The following is an 18,704-nucleotide window of genomic DNA, read 5'->3' as shown; positions in this document are numbered from 1 at the left end:
CGGTGTTGGAAACTACTAATTCCGAGCGGTCTCGGAATGCGTTGCGCCCGCGTACCGTTGGCATATGGGCGCACAACTAGGGGACCGCCTGCGCAGTATTCGCAAACGGCGTGGGCTCACTCAGACCGAGCTAGCAGAACGATCCGGTGTGTCGGTTCAGCTGATCAGGCTGCTCGAGCAGGGCGGGCAGGAGTCGACGAGAACCGAAACGGCGCGTCGGCTGGCGAACGCGCTGCGGGTCGAAACCTCTGCTCTGATTGTGAAGCCGGATGCCGCCGATCCAGACGTGACCGATGTCGAACTGTGGGCCGATGTCCGTCAGGCGCTGGCCGGTATCTATCCGGCCGACGAGTACAGCGAGCCGCCGACCGTCGCCGGTGTCAGCGCAACGTTCGCGGAAGTGAAGCCGTTGTTCCGCGGTGGCCGTTTCGCTGAGCTTGCCCAGCATCTGGTGCCGATGTTGCGCGATGCGGATTATCTGGTCGCTGCGGCGGATTCGGGCACCGTCGATGCACGCAGGCTCCGGTCTCGGATTCGCCAGATGGTGGCCTGGCAAATGTGTCTGACCTGGCAGTTCGACGCAGCAGACCACGCAATCGCGTTGGCGTTGGATGATGCGCCGGATCTACGGGCAGCTGCGCCGTTGGCGGATGCGGATTGCTGGCGATGGATTCGGAAAGGGGACCTCGCCAAGGCGCGCGAGGTTGCAACCAAGTGGGCGGACGATCTCGAACCGCGCCGAATTTCCAAGGCATCGCGAGAAGATCTCGCCAGCTGGGGGCTGATGCTGCAACGGGTCTCCACAGCGGCGATACGGGACAACCGACCTGGGGAGGCAGATGACGCGCTGGCGTTCGCCCGCGTAGCCGGAATGGCGATCCGCCATGGCGAACACGACTCGAGAGACGGCCTGCTGCACGCATTCGGCCCGGTCACGGTACAGATGCTGGCTGCGGAGAACGCCATGGTGATCGACAAGCCGCAAGTCACTTTAGCGATCGGCGCACAACTGGAGGGAACGAAATACCCTCTCCCCTGGCCGTGGCAGCGTCACCGCCTCGACGTCGCAGCAGCACACGCAGCAATGCGGCAGTACACCGAAGCGCTGGCCGTACTTCAACAGATCCGCCGCGAGCTGCCCGAATGGCTGGTGAAACAGAGATTCGCGCGTGACATCCTCGCAGGCATGATCGAGAAGCGGCGAACGCTCACGGCAGAAGTCCGTGAGCTGGCAGACTTCGTGCAGGTCCCCTACTGAGCAGCCTCACCCCACCCATCCACATCTCCGTCACACCGGAAGCGTCGCGAATAATCTCCGCGAGTGGCGCATGGCTGCGGCAAAACGCGAGTAGGCCTCTCGCCGGTGTGCCACTCGCCGCGCTTGGGTCGTCTACTTCACCAAGTCGGCGTATTCGCGGTGCTGGGAGATGTACTGCTCCACGTACCAGCAGGTGGGGACGACCGAGAAACCGGCGGCGCGGGAGTCGTCGAGTGCGTATTCGACGACTTGGGCGGCGACTCCTCGGCCTCGGAATTCAGGGAAGGTGAGGGTGTGGTGGAAGTCGCGGACCTTCGGGTCTTCGCGTTCGGCGTAGTCGGCGTACCCGGCTAGGGTGTCGTCGATGTAGATCTCGAAGCGGGTGTCGGCGACGTTGTGTTCGAGCCTGGTCGTCATGTCGGGGTAGAACTCCTCGTGCGTGGGGAATGTTCCGTCGCGGCGGTCAGAAGATCGCGCCGGGGTTGAGGATGCCGTCGGGGTCGAGTGCGTCCTTGATGCGGCGGGTCAGAGCCATTACGTCGGGGCCGAGTTGGTCGGGCAGCCACGCCTTCTTGAGTCGTCCGACGCCGTGTTCACCGGTGATGGTGCCGCCGAGAGCGATGGCGAGGTCCATGATCTCGCCGAAGGCGCGGTGTGCGCGCACGGTGTACTCGGCGTCGGTGGGGTCCTGCACGATCAGCGGGTGGGTGTTGCCGTCGCCCGCGTGCGCGACCACCGCTACCGTCACCGCGTTGCGCTCGGCGATCTCGGCGACGCCGTTCACCAAGTCGCCGAGCCGGGGCAGCGGCACGCCGACGTCCTCGAGCAGTAGCGGCCCGAGCTTCTCCACGGCGAAAATCGCCAAACGCCGGGCAGCCGTGAACGCCTCACCCTCGGTCGGGTCCTCGGTGTGGAAAACCTCTGTCGCGCCCGCCTTCTCGCAGGCCGTCGCCATGATCTCGGCTTCGCGCCGGGCGAATTCGCCGGGCGCGTCGGAGCGTGCGACCAGTAGCGCGGCCGCGTTCCGGTCCAATCCCATCCGCAACTCGTCCTCCACGGCGTTGATCGACACCGAGTCCATGAACTCGAGCATCGACGGGCGCAGTTCGCCGGTGATGGTCAGGATGGCCTCGACGGCGGCGGTGAGCGTGGGGAAACTGGCGACGACCGTGCTCTGCGGCGTCTGTGCGGGCAGTAGCCGCAGGGTCAGCTCGGTGATCACCCCCAAGGTGCCCTCGCTGCCGACGAACAGCTTGGTCAGCGACAGCCCGGCCGAGTCCTTCAAACGCGGACCGCCGAGCCGCACGACAGTGCCGTCGGCGAGCACGACCTGCATCCCGAGCACGTAATCGGCGGTGACGCCGTACTTCACACAGCACAGTCCGCCCGCGTTGGTCGCGGCATTGCCGCCGATCGAGCAGATCTCGAACGACGACGGGTCCGGCGGATACCACAGCCCGTGTTCCGCGACCGCGCGCTTGACTTCGGCGTTGAGCAGACCGGGCTGCACCACCGCGGTCCGGGTCACCGGGTCGACGGAGATATCCCGCATCCGCTCCGTGGTCAACACGATCGCTCCGTCGACGGCCGTCGCGCCCCCGGACAGGCCGGATCCGGCTCCGCGCGGAATCACGGGGACACGATGCGCGGTGGCCCACCGCAGTGTCGCGGCCACGTCGTCGGTGCTGGTGGCACGCACCACGGCCGAGGCGGCGCCCGCGCCCGGGTCGCGCGCCCAGTCCTGTCGGTAGCTCGCCAGCAGGTCGGCGTCGGTGAGCACCGTGCCCTCGGGGAGCGCGGCGATCAAATCATGCAAGTCCACCACCTCACGCTAGCTCCCGTGCCCGAGATTTGCTGCTCGTCCGACCGGTATGACGGGGCTTCTGCGCCACCCGGCGGTCGCCACCCGCTCATCTCCTGGACATCTGCCGCTGGCACGCTGGTCGCGTGCACGAGCTGTCCGAGACCGCCGACACCATCGCCGACCGGTTCACCCGCTGGTGCGAGGCGGTCGTGCACCGGCTGCCGTTCGGGCTGAACCGTGTTGTCCCGCCGACCTTCCTGGGCTTCGCGCTGATCAACAGCGGCACCTTTGCCGTCGACTTGGCTCTGCTCACCGTCTTGCACGGTTGGCTTTGTCTGCCGGTGTGGTTGTCGGTGACGGTGGCCTACGTGTGCGCGTTCGGGCTCAGCTTCGTGCTCAACCGCACGTTCAACTTCCACTCCCATGCCCCGGTCGGCAGACAGGCCGCGGTCTACGTCGTGGTGGTCGTCGTCAACTACCTCGCGTTCATCCTCGGCATCGGCAGCGGGCTCACCGCGCTCGGCGTGCAGTATCATGTGGCCCGGTTGCTGGCGGGCGCCTGCGAGGCCGTCTATATGTACAGCGCGATGCGCTGGGTGGTCTTCCGCCGCTCGGTCGAGCCGGAACCGGAGCTCACGCCTGACGCGACATAGGTCCTGGCGTTTCGAGAATCGGTTGTGGGACGTTCATGACGCCGTCGGAGTGATCAGCGCTTCCGTGTGCTCCCCGTCGACGACGATCACGTCGTCATCGGTCAGCGCCCAGTGCGCGACGCCCTCGGCGCGGTAACGAGCCGCGAGGCGAGAGCAGTCGCCGTCGGGGTCGGTGGCCGAATCGATGTGCGGCACGATCCGGCGGTGCACCAAACCCAGTCCGTCCCATCGGGGTTCCACGCCGCAGGCTGGTGCGACTTCGGCCGGATCGTCCACCGACTCCAGGCCGTGCAGGTCCGGGGTCAGCACGCAGGCCCCCGCGCTGTAACCGGCGTAGACGAGGGCGTCGACGGCGAGCAGCCGGGGCAGGACGCGGTCCGCGCCGCTGCGGGCGAACTGGGCGCGCAACACGAAGGTGTTGCCGCCGCGTACCCACAGCAGCGGGAACTCCGCCAGCTTCCGTTCCAGCTCGGCTTCCCGGCCGACGTACTCGCGCAGGTCGAGCACCTCGGGCCGGTAGCCGAGTGTGCGCAGCGGCGCCATGTCGCTGGTCACCGCGCCGGCCCACGCCTGCGGCCAGGCGTCGCAGGCATTCGGGATCAGCGCGACCCGGCCGGGCGGGCCCGCCAGCGCGGCCAGCCGGTCGTAGTGTGCCCCGAAGCGGTAGCTGGACAGGAACAGCCGCATCTCAGATGGTGAAGGCCAGGCGCCGGAGGACGCGCCGACCGAGTTCGGCGTCTCCGGCTACGGTGATCTCCGCGGAATGCTCCTCGGCCGTCGTCCTGCCGCCGCCGAGCCGGACGAAGAGTCCGGAGTCCAAGCCGATTTCGACCGTAGCGGGTTCGTCGAACGCGTCCACGTAGTTCGCCCGGCCCGCCACCTGGATGCGCAGGGTCCTGGCCAGCGGCCCGGTGAGCGCGAACGCGATCCGCGCACCGTCCGGCGCCTCGCCCTTCTTCGCCACCACGCGCGGGATGCTGCCCGCGAACTCGTCGAACGCCAGCTCGCCGCGGGGTCCGCCTTCCTCGACCCGGACCCCCAGCGCGTCGGCGATGTCGAGTTCGTGCATCCAGCAGTCGAACAACCGCACCCGCATGAACCGGCCGTAGCTCACCTGCCCGATCGGCGAGACCGTCTCCTTCTCCCACTCCGCGCCGCCCATCGCCGCGAGCGCCGCGCGCCTGCGATCGACGACGTCGCGATAGAGTTCGAGCAGGCGGGCGCCGGACAGCGGGCGCAGCCGGTCGACCCAGATCTCGTTGAGCACCGCGGTCTCGTTGCGCACGTAGGGCAGCGCGCGGACGTCGGTCTTGGCCCTGGTGGGGTCGTGCGCGGGCGGCCGGTCGCCCAGCAGCCAGGACTCCGTGCCGATGACGTGGGCGACGATGTCGAACACCGTCCAGCCGGGCAGCGACGACGGGGTGCGCCACCGCTTCTCGTCCAGCGGAGCGACCAGCGCGTCGATCGCTTCCCATTGGCGCGACAGCAGATCGATCAGCGCGGTGCGATCGAACGTCTCGGTCATCCGTCGTTTTCCTTTTCCGGGCCTTCGCCCTCGTTGTCCAATGCCACGATGCCGGCCCGGATGGCCGCCGCGGTCGCCACCGGGTCGTGAGGGCGCCGCAGCAGGAATCCCTTGGCGAACCGTAGCTTGTCGCCGTGTCTGCGCGGGATCACGTGCAGGTGGACGTGCGGGACGGTCTGGAACGCGGCGGTTCCGTCGTTGAGTACCAAGTTGGCGCCGTCGGCGGCGAGACTGCTGCGCCGGACGGCCAGTGCGAGCCGATGGCCGGTCCGGAAGAGCTGCGCGCCGAGTTCGGCATCGAGCTCTTCCAACTCGGCGGCGTGCCGTTTCGGTATGACCAGTGTGTGCCCGCGGGCGATCGGGCGGACGTCGAGGAAGGCGCAGAGCGCGTCATCCTCGTACACCTTTGCCGCGGGGGCCTCGCCTGCCACGATGCGGCAGAAGACGCAGTCGTTCACACGCTGGACCCTACGGCGTACGAGCCGAGCGGACCGTCCGGAGTCGCGATCGGTATGACGCACGTCACTCTGCTGCTGCGGACCGGATGATCCGGGTGTCCAACCCGAGGTCGGTAACGAACTTCTTCGTACGGTCTTGCCGTGTTCATCTGGGGAGACCACGATCACACAACGAGAAGGAAAGATGGACCGCCGCTCGGCGGCCGGAGGCTCGCTCGATGGCGATCGGGGAGCATCCGGTGCGCCGGTGCGATTCGTCCGGCGTGTGTGACGGGCATCTCAGCTAGGCTCACAGCGGGCCAGGTACAGTTGCGAGGATTTGGGCGAACTTACTTATCAGTAACATCGTCCGGTCGTCTACCCGTTGCCTGAAGCTCAGTAAGAGAAGGAAGTCTGACAAGTGGAGACAACGCAGAGCGTAGGCGATCCATCGCCGCGTGGCGCGCGTGTCGGTGTCGTTCGCGAATCGAACGCGGGCGAACGACGTGTCGCATTGGTACCGAAGATCATCCCGAGCCTGCTGAAGCAGGGTATAGAGGTCGTCGTCGAGTCCGGGGCCGGGCAGGGTGCGTTGATTCCCGACGAGGCCTATGTGGAGGTGGGGGCGTCGATCGGTGATGCGTGGTCGGCGGATGTGGTGGTGAAGGTGGCCCCGCCCAGTGACGCGGAGGTGGGCAGGTTGTCGGCGGGGCAGACGCTGATCGGTTTCCTCGCGCCGCGTAACGCCGATAATCGGATCGGTGCGCTGCAGGCGGCGGGGGTGCGGGCCTTCGCGATGGAGGCGATTCCGCGGATTTCGCGGGCGCAGGTGATGGACGCATTGTCCTCGCAGGCGAACGTGGCCGGCTATAAGGCGGTGCTGGTGGCGGCGTCGGAGTCGACGCGGTTCTTCCCGATGTTGACCACGGCGGCGGGCACCGTGAAGCCGGCGACGGTGCTGGTGCTGGGGGTGGGTGTGGCGGGTTTGCAGGCGTTGGCCACGGCCAAGCGTCTGGGTGGGCGGACCACCGGTTATGACGTGCGCCCGGAGGTGGCCGATCAGGTGCGGTCGGTGGGTGCGCAGTGGCTGGATCTGGGCATCGATGCCGCGGGTGCGGGCGGGTACGCGCGCGAGCTGACCGAAGAGGAGAAGGCCCGCCAGCAGCAGGCGTTGGAGGACGCGATCAAGGGTTTCGACGTGGTGATCACGACCGCGTTGGTGCCGGGTCGCCCGGCGCCGCGACTGGTGACCGCCGCGGCCGTGCAGGGGATGAAGCCCGGCAGCGTGATCGTGGATCTGGCCGGGGAGACCGGTGGTAACTGCGAGCTGACCTCGCCGGGACAGACGGTGGTCGCGCACGAGGTGACCATCGCCTCGCCGTTGAATCTGCCCGCGACCATGCCCGAGCACGCGAGTGAGTTGTATTCGAAGAACATCGCGGCGTTGCTGGAGTTGATGCTGGTGGACGGCAAGCTCGCGCCCGATTTCAGCGACCAGGTGCTCGCGGATTCCTGCGTCACCCGTGAGCCCGATGCGCCCGCGGCAGCGGAGCCCGCCGAGGCGACCGCGGCGGAGACGACTGAGGCAACCGCCGCGGCGGAGACGACTGAGGCAGCCGCCGTGGCGGAGACGACTGAGGTAGCGGAGTCCGCCGAGACGACCGAGGCGAAGGTGGAGAACTGATGTATACCGAACTGTTGGCGAATATCGCGATCCTGGTGTTGTCCGGGTTCGTCGGTTTCGCCGTGATCTCCAAGGTCCCGAATACGCTGCATACGCCGCTGATGTCGGGCACCAACGCCATTCACGGCATCGTGGTGCTGGGCGCGCTGGTCACGTTGGGCAACGTGTCGGATCCGTCGATCCTGACCCAGATCATCCTGTTCGTCGCGGTGGTGTTCGGAACCCTGAACGTGATCGGTGGTTTCGTGGTCACCGACCGCATGCTGGGCATGTTCAAGAGCAAAAAGGCACCGGCCGCGGTCGGGAGCTCGGCGAAGGCGAGTGAATGATGCACACCTTCGACAACGTGACCTATCTGGTCAACGGTCTCTACATCGTGGCGTTCTCGCTGTTCATCTACGGTCTGATGGGCTTGACCGGCCCGAAGACCGCGGTGCGCGGCAACATGATCGCGGCGGTGGGCATGGTGATCGCGGTGATCGCGACGCTGATCTCGATCCGCCACACCGGCAACTGGATACTCATCGTCGCCGGTCTGGTGGTCGGCGTCGTGCTGGGCGTGCCGCCGGCGAAGTACACCAAGATGACCGCGATGCCGCAGCTGGTGGCCGCGTTCAACGGCGTCGGCGGTGGCACGGTCGCGCTGATCGCGTGGTCGGAATTCCTCAATTCCCAGGGGTTCTCGCATTTCGACGAGGAGCCGACGGTGCACATCGTGATCGGGTCGCTGTTCGCGGCGATCATCGGTTCGGTGTCGTTCTGGGGATCGTTGATCGCGTTCGGCAAGTTGCAGGAGATCCTGCCCGGCCGCCCAATCGGGATCGGCGCACTGCAACAACCGGTGAACCTGCTGCTGCTGCTCGGCGCCATCGCCGCGGCCGTGGTGATCGGCGTCGGCGCCACGGGCACCGGGGTGTCACAACTGTGGATGATCGCGGTGCTGGTACTCGCGGGTGCGCTCGGGTTGATGGTGGTACTGCCGATCGGCGGTGCGGACATGCCCGTGGTGATCTCGCTGCTCAACGCGCTCACCGGGTTGTCGGCCGCGGCCGCGGGTCTGGCGTTGAACAACACCGCGATGATCGTGGCAGGCATGATCGTCGGCGCGTCCGGCACCATCCTGACCAACCTGATGGCCAAGGCGATGAACCGGTCCATCCCGGCGATCGTCGCCGGCGGCTTCGGCGGCGGCGGGACCGCGCCGGGCGCCGGGGATGGTGAGCAGAAACAGGCCAAGGCGACCTCGGCCGCGGACGCCGCGATCCAGATGGCCTACGCCAACCAGGTGATCGTCGTGCCCGGCTACGGCATGGCGGTCGCCCAGGCGCAGCACGCGGTCAAGGAGATGGCCGCACTGCTCGAGGCCAAGGGTGTGGAGGTCAAATACGCCATCCACCCGGTCGCCGGCCGCATGCCCGGCCACATGAACGTGCTCCTGGCCGAGGCCGAGGTCTCCTACGACGCGCTCAAGGAAATGGACGACATCAACGGCGAATTCGGCCGCACCGACGTCGCCCTCGTCATCGGCGCCAACGACGTCACCAACCCCGCCGCCCGCGAAGACACCACCAGCCCGATCTACGGCATGCCCGTGCTCAACGTCGACCACGCCAAATCGGTCATCGTACTCAAACGCTCCATGAACTCCGGCTTCGCCGGCATCGACAACCCCCTGTTCTACGCCGACCACACCTCCATGCTCTTCGGCGACGCCAAGAAATCCGTCGGAGCAGTCACCGAAGAACTCAAGGCGCTGTAGGCCGAGCGTTCCCGCGAGTCGCCCCCTCCGCCGAGCTGTGGAGGGGGCACTGTCGTGCCCGCATCGTGTTCCGCTCGGACGGCGAGAAGATCGACATCGGTCAGTGCGCGAAGTTGTCGGGCACCACGATCAAGGCCGAGTTCGCGACCAAGGAATGCTCCGATCCGGAAGTCAATTACGTGGTGGCGCAACGGCTCGACGGTGCGAACGCGGACTGCCCCACCAAGGATTACGCCAGCTATTACCAGACCGGCGGTGACGAGTACACGCTGTGCCTGCGGCTGAACGTCAAGGAGGGCGACTGCATCGACGGCGGTTTCCTGGGCGCCAGCACAAAGGTGCCGTGCGGCTCGACGGCGGACTTCAAGATCGGCCGGATCGTGCGCGGCAGTGCGGACAAGTCCGCGTGCGGAGCGAGGGCGACCGAGAACGACACGATCGTTTACCCCAAGCCCGAGCCGATCACGCTGTGCCTGGTGGCGCCCAAGTAGCTCGAGGAAGCCACGAAGCACGGCGATCGACCGGGTGGCGATGGCGATATGGTCGAGCCGGCCAGCAGTTCGTGATCCGGTCAGCGTGCCGGGTCGCGGGGCGTGGCGACGACGCCCGCGTATGCGCAGCACAGCAGTACGGCGATCATCGGCACGACCATCGCCGTGGTCAGCGACACCACGGCGGTGAGCCAGCCGATGATCGTGGGACCGGCGAGCAAGCCGAGATAGCCGACGCTGAACACCCGCGACATGTCGGTCGCGGCCGTGCGGGAGCCCAGATTTCCCGCCGCGCTGAAGATCTGCGGAACACCCCCGGCGAGTCCGAGCCCGGTCATGGCCCAGCCGAGCAGCGTCAGCGGAATCCACGGCGAGACGACGATCACCGCCGAGCCGATGGCCGCCAGCAGCGAGCCGTAGCGCACCACCGCGACCCCGCCGAAGACATGGCTCATCCGGTCGGTGCCGAACCGCCCGATCGTCATCGTGGTGGAGAAGGCGCCGAAGGCCAGGGCCGCGGTAGCCGCGTCGGCGCCGAGATGGTCGCGCAGCTGCAATGCGCTCCAGTCGGCGGCCACGCCTTCGGCCAGCAGCAGGGCGAACGCTATCGCGGCCAGCGCGAGCAGCTTTCGGCGGCGAGCGCGGGCATCGAGTGTCGTGGCGGAACCGCGCCGCATTCGGTCGCGGCCGAGTCGGTCCAGCGGCTGTGCGACGGGCGCGGTCGCGGAGCCGCTCGGCGCGACGTCGTGCCGGGAGGAACCGCCATCCCGTCGCGGCCACGTCGCCTCGCGGTCCAACGGGGTGTCCAGGGCGCTCAGGTGGACGGACGAGACGCTATCGGACTCCGCCGGTCCCGCCCCGGATGTGGTCTCCCGCAGCAACCGCGGCGCCAGCGCGAGGGTCAGGGCGATGCCGGCCACCGCGGCGAAGACCAGCGTCACCCGCACATCCCAGCCCGCCCGCAGCGCGGCGGCCCCGAGCAGGGAACCGAGCAGGCCGCCGCCGGAGAACAATGCGTGGAACGCGGCCATGATCGGACGCCCGTAGGCCCGTTCGACATGCACCGCTTGGGTGTTCATCGAGACGTCCAGCGCCCCGTTGCCGAAACCGAAGCAGGCCAGCGCGAGCGCCAAGGTGAACGGTCCGGTGGCGAAGCCGGGGCCGATCACCGCGACCGACCCGAAGCACGCCGCGGCCGCGACCAGCGTCCTGCTGCCGAACCGATCGGCGAACGGACCCGCCAGCCGCATCCCGACGACGCCCGCACCGGACATCAGCAGGATGAACGTGCCCAGTGTCGATGTGGAGACCCCCGTGCGGTCGGTGACGACCGGAATGTGCACCACCCACATGGCGAGCAGGAAGCCGCTCAACGCGAAAACCGTGAACACCGCGACTCGCGCGACCCGGATCTGGCGATCGACCGTGGGGCTCAACACGAGGTCGACGGTACCGAGAAAACCTCACCCCGGTCGGCCTCGCCCGCGGAAACGGCCCAGGGCGTCGTTGACCTGGTCGTGCGGCCAAGCGGGACGCGCGACGTTGCGCGTCACGTCCGCGAGCGAGTCCTTTTCACAATGTGAAACGTATCACGCGGCTGGGGCATTCCGTGATCGCCGTCGCCATGGGGCAGTCGGCGATGCCCGGGCGCCCACTGAGCTATCGTCGGCCGGGTGAGGCAGCAGTATCCGGTGCTCTGGCCGATGCCGACCCGGTGGGCCGACAACGACCACTACGGGCATGTGAACAACGTGACCTACTACGCGTATTTCGACACCGCGGTCAACGCGTGGTTGATGCACGCCACCGGAACCGACATCCGCGACCTGCCCGCACTCGGCGTGGTGGCGCAGACCTCCTGCCAGTACCTGGGCTCGATCAGCTTCCCGGACCAGTTGCAGGTCGGTCTGCGCGTCTCCCGGCTCGGCCGCTCCAGCATCACCTACGATCTGGCCATCTTCCGCGAGGCCGACGGCGCGCTGGAACTGGCCGCCACCGGTGTGTTCGTGCACGTCTACGTGGACGCCGAGACCCGCAAGCCGGTCGAGATCCCGGCGGTCATCCGCTCCGCCGCGGCGGCGCTGGTCACGGACTGACCGCCGGGCGCGTCACACGCGGCTGAGCAGGGTGAGCGGGTCCTCCAGGAATCCCGCGACGGTGGCCAGGAAGCGGGCGGCGAGCTCGCCGTCGACCATGCGGTGGTCGAAGCTGATGCCCAGGGTGGTCACCCACCGGACCGCGATCTCGTCGCGCACCACCCACGGCCGCTTGCGAATCGAGCCGAGACACAGGATCGCGGCCTCGCCCGGATTGACCAGCGGAACTCCGGCGTCCACGCCGAAGACCCCGACGTTGCTGATGGTGAACGTGCCGCCACGCAACTCGGCGGGCGTCGCGCTGCCCGCGCGCGCGGTATCGGCCAGCCAGCCGATCTCGCGGGTCAGGTCGCGCAGGCTCAGAGTCTGCGCCTCTTTGATGTTCGGTACCAGCAGTCCGCGTTCGGTGGCCACCGCGATGCCCAGGTTGACGTAGTGCTTGGTGACGATCTCCTGAGCGGCTTCGTCCCAGCACGCGTTCATGCCGGGGAAGTCGGCGAGCGCGGCCAGCGCCGCCTCGGCGACCAGCGCCAGCGGCGTGAGGACCAGGCCGGCGAAGGATTTCGTGCTGCGCAGATGATCGAGTAGCTCCATCGAGGCGGTGCAGTCCGCGGTGACGAATGTGCTGGCCTGCGGGATGGTGCGGGCGCTGGTCAGCATCGCCGCCGCGGTGCGTTTGCGGATGCCGCTGACCGGGGTGCGCTCCTCCCGGGCGGACGGGCGGCCCGGTCCGGCGTCCGCGGCGGCGGGCGTGGTGGCCGGACGTGGCCGCGAGACGGGCACCGCGCCGCGCACATCGTCGACGGTGACCGCGCCGCCGGGCCCGGAACCCGCGATGAACCACAGGTCGAGGCCGAGTTCGCGGGCCAGTTTCCGCGCGGCCGGTGTCGCCGCGGCGCGTGTCGCACCGAGCGCTGGCTCCGGTCGCGGCTCGTGCGGCTCCTCTGTCACGCTGTCCACGCCGTCGGATCGGACAGCGCCGGGCTCCGCCGCTGCGCTGTTCGCGTCGTGGGTCCGCGAAACGCCGGACTCCGCTGCTCGATCGTCCGCTTGGGGAGGCCGGGGAACGCCGGGCCCCGCCGCTCGGCTGCCCGCGTCGAGAGGCCGCGAGACGCCGGACTCTGTGGGAGGACGCCGCCGGGAGGTCGCCTCCGCGTCGGGGCCGTAGCCGACCAGGACCGAAGTGCGGCCCGTTTCGTTCGCCGTCTCTTCCGCGCCGCCCGCTCGGATGCGAATGAGCGGGGACCCGACCGCGACGGTATCGCCCGGCTGCGCCAGCAATTCGACCACCCGGCCCGCGAACGGCGACGGCAACGAGACGACCGCCTTGGCCGTCTCCACATCGGCGATGGCCTGGTTCAGCTCGACCGTGTCGCCCACGGCCACCGCCCACGACACCAGTTCGGCGTCGGTCAGCCCTTCGCCGAGGTCCGGCAGCCGGAATTCCAGCACGGACGCCGGAAGATCCTGGCCCACAGAGTTTTCCACGCGGCACCTCTCACTACGGCAGCCCGCCTCATGCGGCGAGGCAACGGTCGACCGCGTCGAGAATACGGTCGGGGTCGGGCAGGTGGTGCTTCTCGAGCTTAGCCGGGGGGTAGGGGATGTCGAATCCGCCGACGCGCAGCACGGGCGCCTCCAAGTGATAGAAGCAGCGCTCGGTGATCCGGGCGGCGATCTCCGCGCCGAGCCCGGCGAACACCGGTGCCTCGTGCGTGACGATCAGCCGTCCGGTCTTCGCGACCGACTCCTCGACAGTGTCGAAGTCGATGGGCGAGAGGCTGCGCAGGTCGATCACCTCGAGCGTGTGCCCTTCCCCCGCGGCGATCTTCGCGGCGGTCAGCGCGGTCGCCACGGTCCCGCCGTAGGCGACGACGGTCGCGTCCGCACCTGTCGTGCACACCCGCGCGCGATCCAGCGGCAGGCCGCCGTCGCGGTCGAGCACGGCGAAGTCGACGTCGGCCTTGTCCCAGTACCGGCGTTTGGGTTCGAAGAAGATCACCGGGTCGTTCAGCGCGATCGCCGCGCGGATCATCGAGTACGCGTCCGCCGGGTTGCTCGGTGTCACGACGCGCAGCCCGGCGGTGTGCGCGAAATAGGCCTCGGGTGATTCGGAGTGATGCTCGACCGAACCGATGCCACCGCCGAACGGGATACGAATCGTCAGCGGCGCATTCACCTTTCCCTGAGTGCGATAGTTGATCTTGGCCACATGCGAGACGATCTGATCGAACGCGGGATAGACGAATCCGTCGAACTGGATTTCGCACACCGGCCGGTAACCGCGCAGCGCCATGCCGAAAGCCGTTCCGATGATGCCGGATTCGGCCAGCGGCGTATCGATGACGCGGTTGTCGCCGAAGTCCTTCTGCAACGTGTCGGTCACCCGGAACACGCCGCCGAGGCGGCCGATGTCCTCGCCCATCAGCAGGACCTTCGGATCGTCCTCCAGCGCACGGCGCAGTCCGGTGTTGAGCGCGGCGGCGAAGGTGGTGATCATCGCGGACTCCTTCTCCTCATGCGGAGGACCCGCCGGGATCACCGGCCAGGTACTCCGCGTACGCCCTCCGCTGTTCGGTGATCAGCGGGTGGGGGGTGGTGTAGACGTGGTCGAACAGCTCGCTCGGCGCGGGATCGGGCATGTCGATGGTCGCCCGGCGCACTGCCGCGGCCACCGCGTCCGACCGCTCGGCCACCTGCCGATCGAAGGCGTCGTCCCAGTGGCCCTCGCGCTCGAGCAGCCTGCGGATCCGGTCGATCGGATCGCGCCGCGCCCACTGCTCGGTCTCGGCGGCCGAACGGTAGCGGGTGGGATCGTCCGCCGTGGTGTGCGGACCCATCCGGTAGGTGAGCGCCTCGATGAACGACGGGCCGCCGCCGGTGCGTGCCCTGGCGATCGCCTGCCTGGTCACGGCGAGGACGGCGAGCACGTCGTTGCCGTCGACCTGCCTGCCCGGCATGCCGTAGCCGTGCGCGCGGCGGGCGATCGGCGTCGCACTCTGCACCCGCACCGGTGCGCTGATCGCCCACTGGTTGTTCTGGCAGAAGAACACCACGGGCGCGCTCCAGGTCGCGGCGAACCCGAGCGCTTCGGCCAGATCACCCTGGCTGCTGGCGCCGTCGCCGAAGTACGCGATAGTGGCTATCTCCGCGCCGTCCAGGTGCGCCGCGAACGCGTAGCCGGTGGCGTGCAGGCCCTGGGAGCCGACGACGATGTTCGGGTTGGTCATGTTCACCGCGTGGGGATCCCAGCAATGGTGGGCGGCGCCGCGCCACAGCCGGGTGAGATCGGTGGGCGGCACGCCGCGGCAATAGGCGACCGCCGTCTCGCGATAGCTGCAGAACACGTAGTCGTCGGGATGCAGCGCGTGCGCGGAGCCCACCTGGGCGGCCTCCTGCCCGAGCATGGGCGCCCAGAGGCCGAGCTGGCCTTGCCGTTGCAGGGCGGTGGCTTCGAGATCGATCCGGCGGGCGACCACCATGTCCTCGTAGAGCGCCCGCAGCTGCTCCGGCCCGATGTCGCAGACCAGCGCGGCGTGCTCGCGATCGAGGACGCGGCGGCCGTCCGGCTGCACCAGCTGCACCGGATAGTCGGATGTGCCCGGCATGAGTGATCGCCTCCTCGCCAGGTGTTCGGCAGGTCGGATTGTGTCCTACTTCACAGGATCCACCAGAATGCGAACTGCGCAAGTGGTTGTCCGGCGGATGGGCAGAATGCTCAATTGCGACCGGCGCGATGGTGTCATACTGCGTGGTATGACCAGAGAAACCGCTGGCGTGAGCCTGGACGCCACCGATGCCAGGCTATTACTGGAACTGGTCGCCAATCCCCGGGCGACGGGTGTCGAGCTGGCCACGCGGCTCGGCCTGTCCCGCAACACCGTGCAGGCTCGGTTGTCCCGCTGGGAGGCCGGTGGCGTGCTGGGCAGTTTCGAGCGGCGCGTAGAGCCGCGCGCGCTCGGCTATCCGCTCGCCGCGTTCGTCGCGGTCGTCGTCGACCAGCACCAATTGGATTCGGTCGTGGACGAACTCGCCGAGGTACCCGAGGTCACCGAGGTGTGCGGCATGACCGGACTCACCGATCTCACCGTACGGGTGGTCGCGCGGGACGCCGACGACCTGTATCGCATCGCCGGCCAGATCCTCAAGATCCCCGGCGTCGAGCGGACGAACATGGCGCTGGTGATGCGCGAGCTGGTCGGTCCGCGCACCGCCCCGCTGCTGGACCGCCTGGCGAATTCGGGCTGAACACTCGCGGGTCCCCGGCCTCGCCTCCGGTCGATGTCTTCGGCATGTCCCGCCCTTCGCCGACGCGCACCCGCGGCTTGGTCCGCGTGCGCTGTCGAGCGGCCGCTTGCCCTCACTCGGTGCGGCGCGGGCTGAGCTCGGACGTCGTCCGGTTGCGTTCATTCCGGCCGACGCAAGACTTTGCGCACCATGAGCCCGGCGAGCAGCGCCCAGAAGGCGGCGCCGATACCGGCGAAGCCGACCCCGGAGGCGGCGATCAGAAAGGTCACGACGGCGGCCTCGCGGTGTTCGGAGCGCAGCGCCGCCCCGAGAGCCGCGGCCAGGGTCGCCAGCAGCGCCAGACCGGCCACGCTTTCCAGCGTTCCGGCCGGAGCGGCCGCGATCAGCGTGACCAGGGCGGCCGAGCCGAGTGCGAGCAGCAGGTACGTCACGCCCACGGTGAACGCGGCGATCCACCGCCGCTTCGGGTCCGGATGCGCCGTGGGAGCCGCCGCGAGCGCGGCGCTGATGGCGGCGAGATTGATCGCGTGCCCGCCCGCGGCCGCGCCGATCACGGTGCCCAGACCGGTGACGGTCATCGCCGCGCGCCAGGGCACCCGGTAGCCGAACGAGGCCAGCACCGTGGTGCCCGGGATGTTCTGCGAGGCCATGGTCACGATGTAGAGCGGGATCGCGACCCCGATCACGGCCTGCCAGCTCCACTGCGGCAGCGTGAGTTCCAGCCGCGGAATCATCGCGCCGAGCTCCAGGTGCCGATGCGTGACCGCGATGCCGACCGCGGCGGCGACCGCCGCGGCGGCGAAGGCCGCGATCACCGCCCAGCGCTGGGCATATCGTTGCAGCACGAGCCAGACCAGGATCACCGGCGCCACCACCGCCGGACTGGTCTGCACCGCCCGCACCGGCGCCAGGCACAGCGGCAGCAAGACCCCCGCCAGCATGGCCTGCGCTATATCCACCGGAATCGCCGCGACCAGCGCGCCCAGCCGCTGCCATAGTCCGGTGACGACGATCAGTACCCCGGTCACCACGAACGCCCCGATCGCCGCGGGCCAGCCGCCCGCCACCGCGCCCGTCCCGGCCAGCAACGCCGCGCCCGGCGTGGACCAGGCCAGTGTGATCGGGATCCGGTAGCGGTAGCTCAGCGCCATCATGCCGATCGCCTGTATGAGGCACAGCGCGAGCAGACCAGAGGCCGCTTGCGCGGAGGATGCTCCCACCGCGGTCAATCCACTCAGCACCACAGCGAACGAGCTGGTGAATCCGACCAGCGCCGTCACCGCGCCCGCGCCGAGCGGGGTGGCCGGCCCGGTCCGCGATCGTTGGGGCTCTTGCGTCGCGGTGGTCTCGGTGGTGGTGGATGAGTTCGACACCGATCGGATATTGCCGCTGGTCACGAGGGCGTGTCGCCTGCCAGTGCCCCGAAACTGGCCTGACTCGAGCCCGCGGGCGCCGCGCCGCGGGAGTGTTCGGCGGCATCAGCACATTCGGATGCGTAGGGTGGGGAGTCGGTGCGCGAGGACGCGATTCGGGACGAGGAGCTGAGTTGAGCGCGGTACTGATCTCACCGGAGGAGCTTCGGGAAGCGTTGCCGGACAAGCGGCTTCGCCTGCTGGATGTGCGCTGGGCGCTGGGCGATCCGGACGGCCCGCAGCACTACCTCGCGGGCCACATCCCCGGCGCGGTGTTCGTCGATCTGGAAACCGAACTGGCCGCGCCGCCCTCACCCGCGCGCGGCAGGCATCCGCTCCCGGAGCCGGCGCAGCTGGAGAAATGCGCGCGCAGCTGGGGCCTGTGCGAGGGCGACCCGGTGGTCGTCTATGACGCCACCGGCGGCATGGCCGCTGCCCGCGCCTGGTGGCTGCTGCGCTGGGCAGGTGTCGCGGACGTGCGCATCCTCGACGGTGGGCTGCCCGCCTGGATCGATACGGGCGGGCCCGTCGCGACCGGCGCCGAGCCCGACCCGGAGCCGGGCGATGTCGAACTGGATCCCGGCCACCTGCCCGTGATCGACGCGGACGCGACGGCTCGCTGGAAGGGCGTGCTGCTGGATGCCCGGGCGAGCGAGCGTTATCGCGGCGACGTCGAGCCGATCGACCCCCGCGCCGGGCACATCCCCGGCGCGCTGAGCGCTCCGACCGCCGACAATCTCGACGCGGGCGGGCGCTTTCGCGCCGTGGCGGAACTGCGCGACCGCTTCGCCGGGTTCGGATCCGGGCCGGTGGCGGTGTACTGCGGTTCCGGCGTCACGGCGGCGCACCAGGTCGCGGCACTCGCTGTCGCGGGCGTGGAGGCGGCCTTGTATCCAGGGTCGTGGTCGCAGTGGTCGAACGATCCGAAACGGCCGGTCGCGACCGGTAGCTGACGCCTTACAGCCAGGCCCGGGCCAGGAGGTCGTCGTCGACGACCTCACTCACTCGCGGTGGGAACCGGGTGGCCGCGATCGACTCGATATGCGTCCCGTCGTGCCCGATCACCCATGAACCGCCCTGCTCCTCGCATTCGGCGATCTTCGCGAAGGTGGTGAGCAGGAACGTGATCGCCTCGCGTGGATCGGTGGTGCGGGCCAGCCGCTGGGATTCACCGGGGCGCGACAGGTCCAGCCACACGCCGCATTGCCCGTCCAGGCGCATGCCGACGATCTTGTCGGCGTGCACGAAGGTGAATTTGCGCCGTTCCCACGTGGTCGTCGGGGTGAAGCTCTGCTCGAGAACCTGGAGCAGAATCGTCATGCTGCTTCCTCCGCTTC

The 18,704-nt window shown here is 68.8% G+C and carries 19 protein-coding genes and 1 pseudogene; 9 read left to right on the top strand and 11 right to left on the bottom strand.

Annotated features, from left to right (window positions below; translation table 11 throughout):
• The first annotated feature begins 64 nt into the window (after positions 1-64).
• Positions 65-1,258 (top strand): helix-turn-helix domain-containing protein, encoded by a 1,194-nt coding sequence (locus tag ACT89H_RS18190; RefSeq protein WP_445109821.1) that lies wholly within the window; start codon positions 65-67, stop codon positions 1,256-1,258.
• A 132-nt stretch (positions 1,259-1,390) separates the two neighbouring features.
• Here the strand turns inward: ACT89H_RS18190 and ACT89H_RS18185 are convergent.
• Together ACT89H_RS18185 and ACT89H_RS18180 are read right to left on the bottom strand one after the other, a co-directional pair.
• Positions 1,391-1,687, bottom strand: a pseudogene (locus tag ACT89H_RS18185) (GNAT family N-acetyltransferase); the annotation flags it as partial.
• 34 nt (positions 1,688-1,721) lie between these two features.
• Complete coding sequence (locus ACT89H_RS18180; RefSeq protein WP_445109820.1) at positions 1,722-3,083, bottom strand: FAD-binding oxidoreductase; 1,362 nt, start codon at positions 3,081-3,083, stop codon at positions 1,722-1,724.
• A gap of 122 nt (positions 3,084-3,205) precedes the next feature.
• Between ACT89H_RS18180 and ACT89H_RS18175 the strand changes: the two genes are divergently transcribed.
• Positions 3,206-3,715, top strand: a complete 510-nt coding sequence (locus ACT89H_RS18175) for a GtrA family protein (RefSeq protein WP_445109819.1) — start codon at positions 3,206-3,208, stop codon at positions 3,713-3,715.
• A gap of 33 nt (positions 3,716-3,748) precedes the next feature.
• On the opposite strand, the gene ACT89H_RS18170 is transcribed toward ACT89H_RS18175, so the two are convergent.
• Genes ACT89H_RS18170 through ACT89H_RS18160 form a run of 3 tightly spaced genes read right to left on the bottom strand, consistent with a single transcriptional unit; the run spans position 3,749 to position 5,698 of the window.
• Entirely contained in the window at positions 3,749-4,402 is a 654-nt protein-coding gene (locus tag ACT89H_RS18170; RefSeq protein WP_445109818.1) for a Type 1 glutamine amidotransferase-like domain-containing protein, read from the bottom strand.
• A 1-nt stretch (position 4,403) separates the two neighbouring features.
• A complete protein-coding gene (locus ACT89H_RS18165) occupies positions 4,404-5,240 on the bottom strand; it encodes a maleylpyruvate isomerase family mycothiol-dependent enzyme (protein WP_445109817.1) in 837 nt (278 codons plus the stop codon).
• Entirely contained in the window at positions 5,237-5,698 is a 462-nt protein-coding gene (locus tag ACT89H_RS18160; protein ID WP_445109816.1) for an HIT family protein, read from the bottom strand. The genes ACT89H_RS18165 and ACT89H_RS18160 overlap by 4 nt, the downstream gene beginning before the upstream one ends.
• Before the next feature lie 400 nt (positions 5,699-6,098).
• Between ACT89H_RS18160 and ACT89H_RS18155 the strand changes: the two genes are divergently transcribed.
• The 4 genes from ACT89H_RS18155 (at position 6,099) to ACT89H_RS18140 (ending at position 9,611) form a co-directional block, all read left to right on the top strand.
• A complete protein-coding gene (locus ACT89H_RS18155) occupies positions 6,099-7,361 on the top strand; it encodes a Re/Si-specific NAD(P)(+) transhydrogenase subunit alpha (protein ID WP_445109815.1) in 1,263 nt (420 codons plus the stop codon).
• Positions 7,361-7,690: an NAD(P) transhydrogenase subunit alpha part 2 gene (locus tag ACT89H_RS18150; protein WP_445109814.1), complete on the top strand. Its 330-nt coding sequence runs from the start codon at positions 7,361-7,363 to the stop codon at positions 7,688-7,690. Before ACT89H_RS18155 ends, ACT89H_RS18150 begins: the two co-directional genes overlap by 1 nt.
• Complete coding sequence (locus ACT89H_RS18145) at positions 7,690-9,120, top strand: NAD(P)(+) transhydrogenase (Re/Si-specific) subunit beta (protein ID WP_498049537.1); 1,431 nt, start codon at positions 7,690-7,692, stop codon at positions 9,118-9,120. The genes ACT89H_RS18150 and ACT89H_RS18145 overlap by 1 nt, the downstream gene beginning before the upstream one ends.
• A 65-nt stretch (positions 9,121-9,185) precedes the next feature.
• Positions 9,186-9,611, top strand: a complete 426-nt coding sequence (locus ACT89H_RS18140) for an LppU/SCO3897 family protein (protein ID WP_445109813.1) — start codon at positions 9,186-9,188, stop codon at positions 9,609-9,611.
• Between the two features lie 80 nt (positions 9,612-9,691).
• Here the strand turns inward: ACT89H_RS18140 and ACT89H_RS18135 are convergent, their stop codons facing one another.
• Complete coding sequence (locus ACT89H_RS18135) at positions 9,692-11,050, bottom strand: MFS transporter (RefSeq protein WP_445109812.1); 1,359 nt, start codon at positions 11,048-11,050, stop codon at positions 9,692-9,694.
• 264 nt (positions 11,051-11,314) lie between these two features.
• On the opposite strand from ACT89H_RS18135, the gene ACT89H_RS18130 reads away from it, so the two are divergent.
• Entirely contained in the window at positions 11,315-11,707 is a 393-nt protein-coding gene (locus tag ACT89H_RS18130) for an acyl-CoA thioesterase (RefSeq protein WP_445110052.1), read from the top strand.
• Positions 11,708-11,719: 12 nt separating this feature from the next.
• On the opposite strand, the gene ACT89H_RS18125 is transcribed toward ACT89H_RS18130, so the two are convergent.
• Genes ACT89H_RS18125 through pdhA form a run of 3 tightly spaced genes read right to left on the bottom strand, consistent with a single transcriptional unit; the run spans position 11,720 to position 15,315 of the window.
• Positions 11,720-13,195 (bottom strand): dihydrolipoamide acetyltransferase family protein, encoded by a 1,476-nt coding sequence (locus ACT89H_RS18125; protein WP_445109811.1) that lies wholly within the window; start codon positions 13,193-13,195, stop codon positions 11,720-11,722.
• Between the two features lie 28 nt (positions 13,196-13,223).
• Complete coding sequence (locus ACT89H_RS18120) at positions 13,224-14,207, bottom strand: alpha-ketoacid dehydrogenase subunit beta (RefSeq protein ID WP_445109810.1); 984 nt, start codon at positions 14,205-14,207, stop codon at positions 13,224-13,226.
• Positions 14,208-14,223: 16 nt separating this feature from the next.
• Complete coding sequence (pdhA, locus tag ACT89H_RS18115; RefSeq protein ID WP_445109809.1) at positions 14,224-15,315, bottom strand: pyruvate dehydrogenase (acetyl-transferring) E1 component subunit alpha; 1,092 nt, start codon at positions 15,313-15,315, stop codon at positions 14,224-14,226.
• A 148-nt stretch (positions 15,316-15,463) separates the two neighbouring features.
• Between pdhA and ACT89H_RS18110 the strand changes: the two genes are divergently transcribed.
• Positions 15,464-15,955: an Lrp/AsnC family transcriptional regulator gene (locus ACT89H_RS18110; RefSeq protein ID WP_445109808.1), complete on the top strand. Its 492-nt coding sequence runs from the start codon at positions 15,464-15,466 to the stop codon at positions 15,953-15,955.
• A gap of 158 nt (positions 15,956-16,113) precedes the next feature.
• On the opposite strand, the gene ACT89H_RS18105 is transcribed toward ACT89H_RS18110, so the two are convergent.
• On the bottom strand, positions 16,114-17,328 hold the full coding sequence (locus ACT89H_RS18105) for a benzoate/H(+) symporter BenE family transporter (protein ID WP_445109807.1): 1,215 nt from the start codon (positions 17,326-17,328) through the stop codon (positions 16,114-16,116).
• A gap of 173 nt (positions 17,329-17,501) precedes the next feature.
• Here ACT89H_RS18105 and ACT89H_RS18100 point away from each other — a divergent pair, with 173 nt between their 5' ends.
• Positions 17,502-18,320 (top strand): sulfurtransferase, encoded by an 819-nt coding sequence (locus tag ACT89H_RS18100; protein ID WP_445109806.1) that lies wholly within the window; start codon positions 17,502-17,504, stop codon positions 18,318-18,320.
• A 4-nt stretch (positions 18,321-18,324) separates the two neighbouring features.
• On the opposite strand, the gene ACT89H_RS18095 is transcribed toward ACT89H_RS18100, so the two are convergent.
• Positions 18,325-18,687 (bottom strand): hypothetical protein, encoded by a 363-nt coding sequence (locus tag ACT89H_RS18095; protein ID WP_445109805.1) that lies wholly within the window; start codon positions 18,685-18,687, stop codon positions 18,325-18,327.
• Positions 18,688-18,704 lie beyond the last annotated feature (17 nt).

The sequence above is a fragment of the Nocardia aegles genome, from assembly GCF_052545135.1.
The sequence above is the reverse complement of the archived record's forward strand: the minus strand, read 5'-3'. Positions and strand labels throughout refer to the sequence as shown.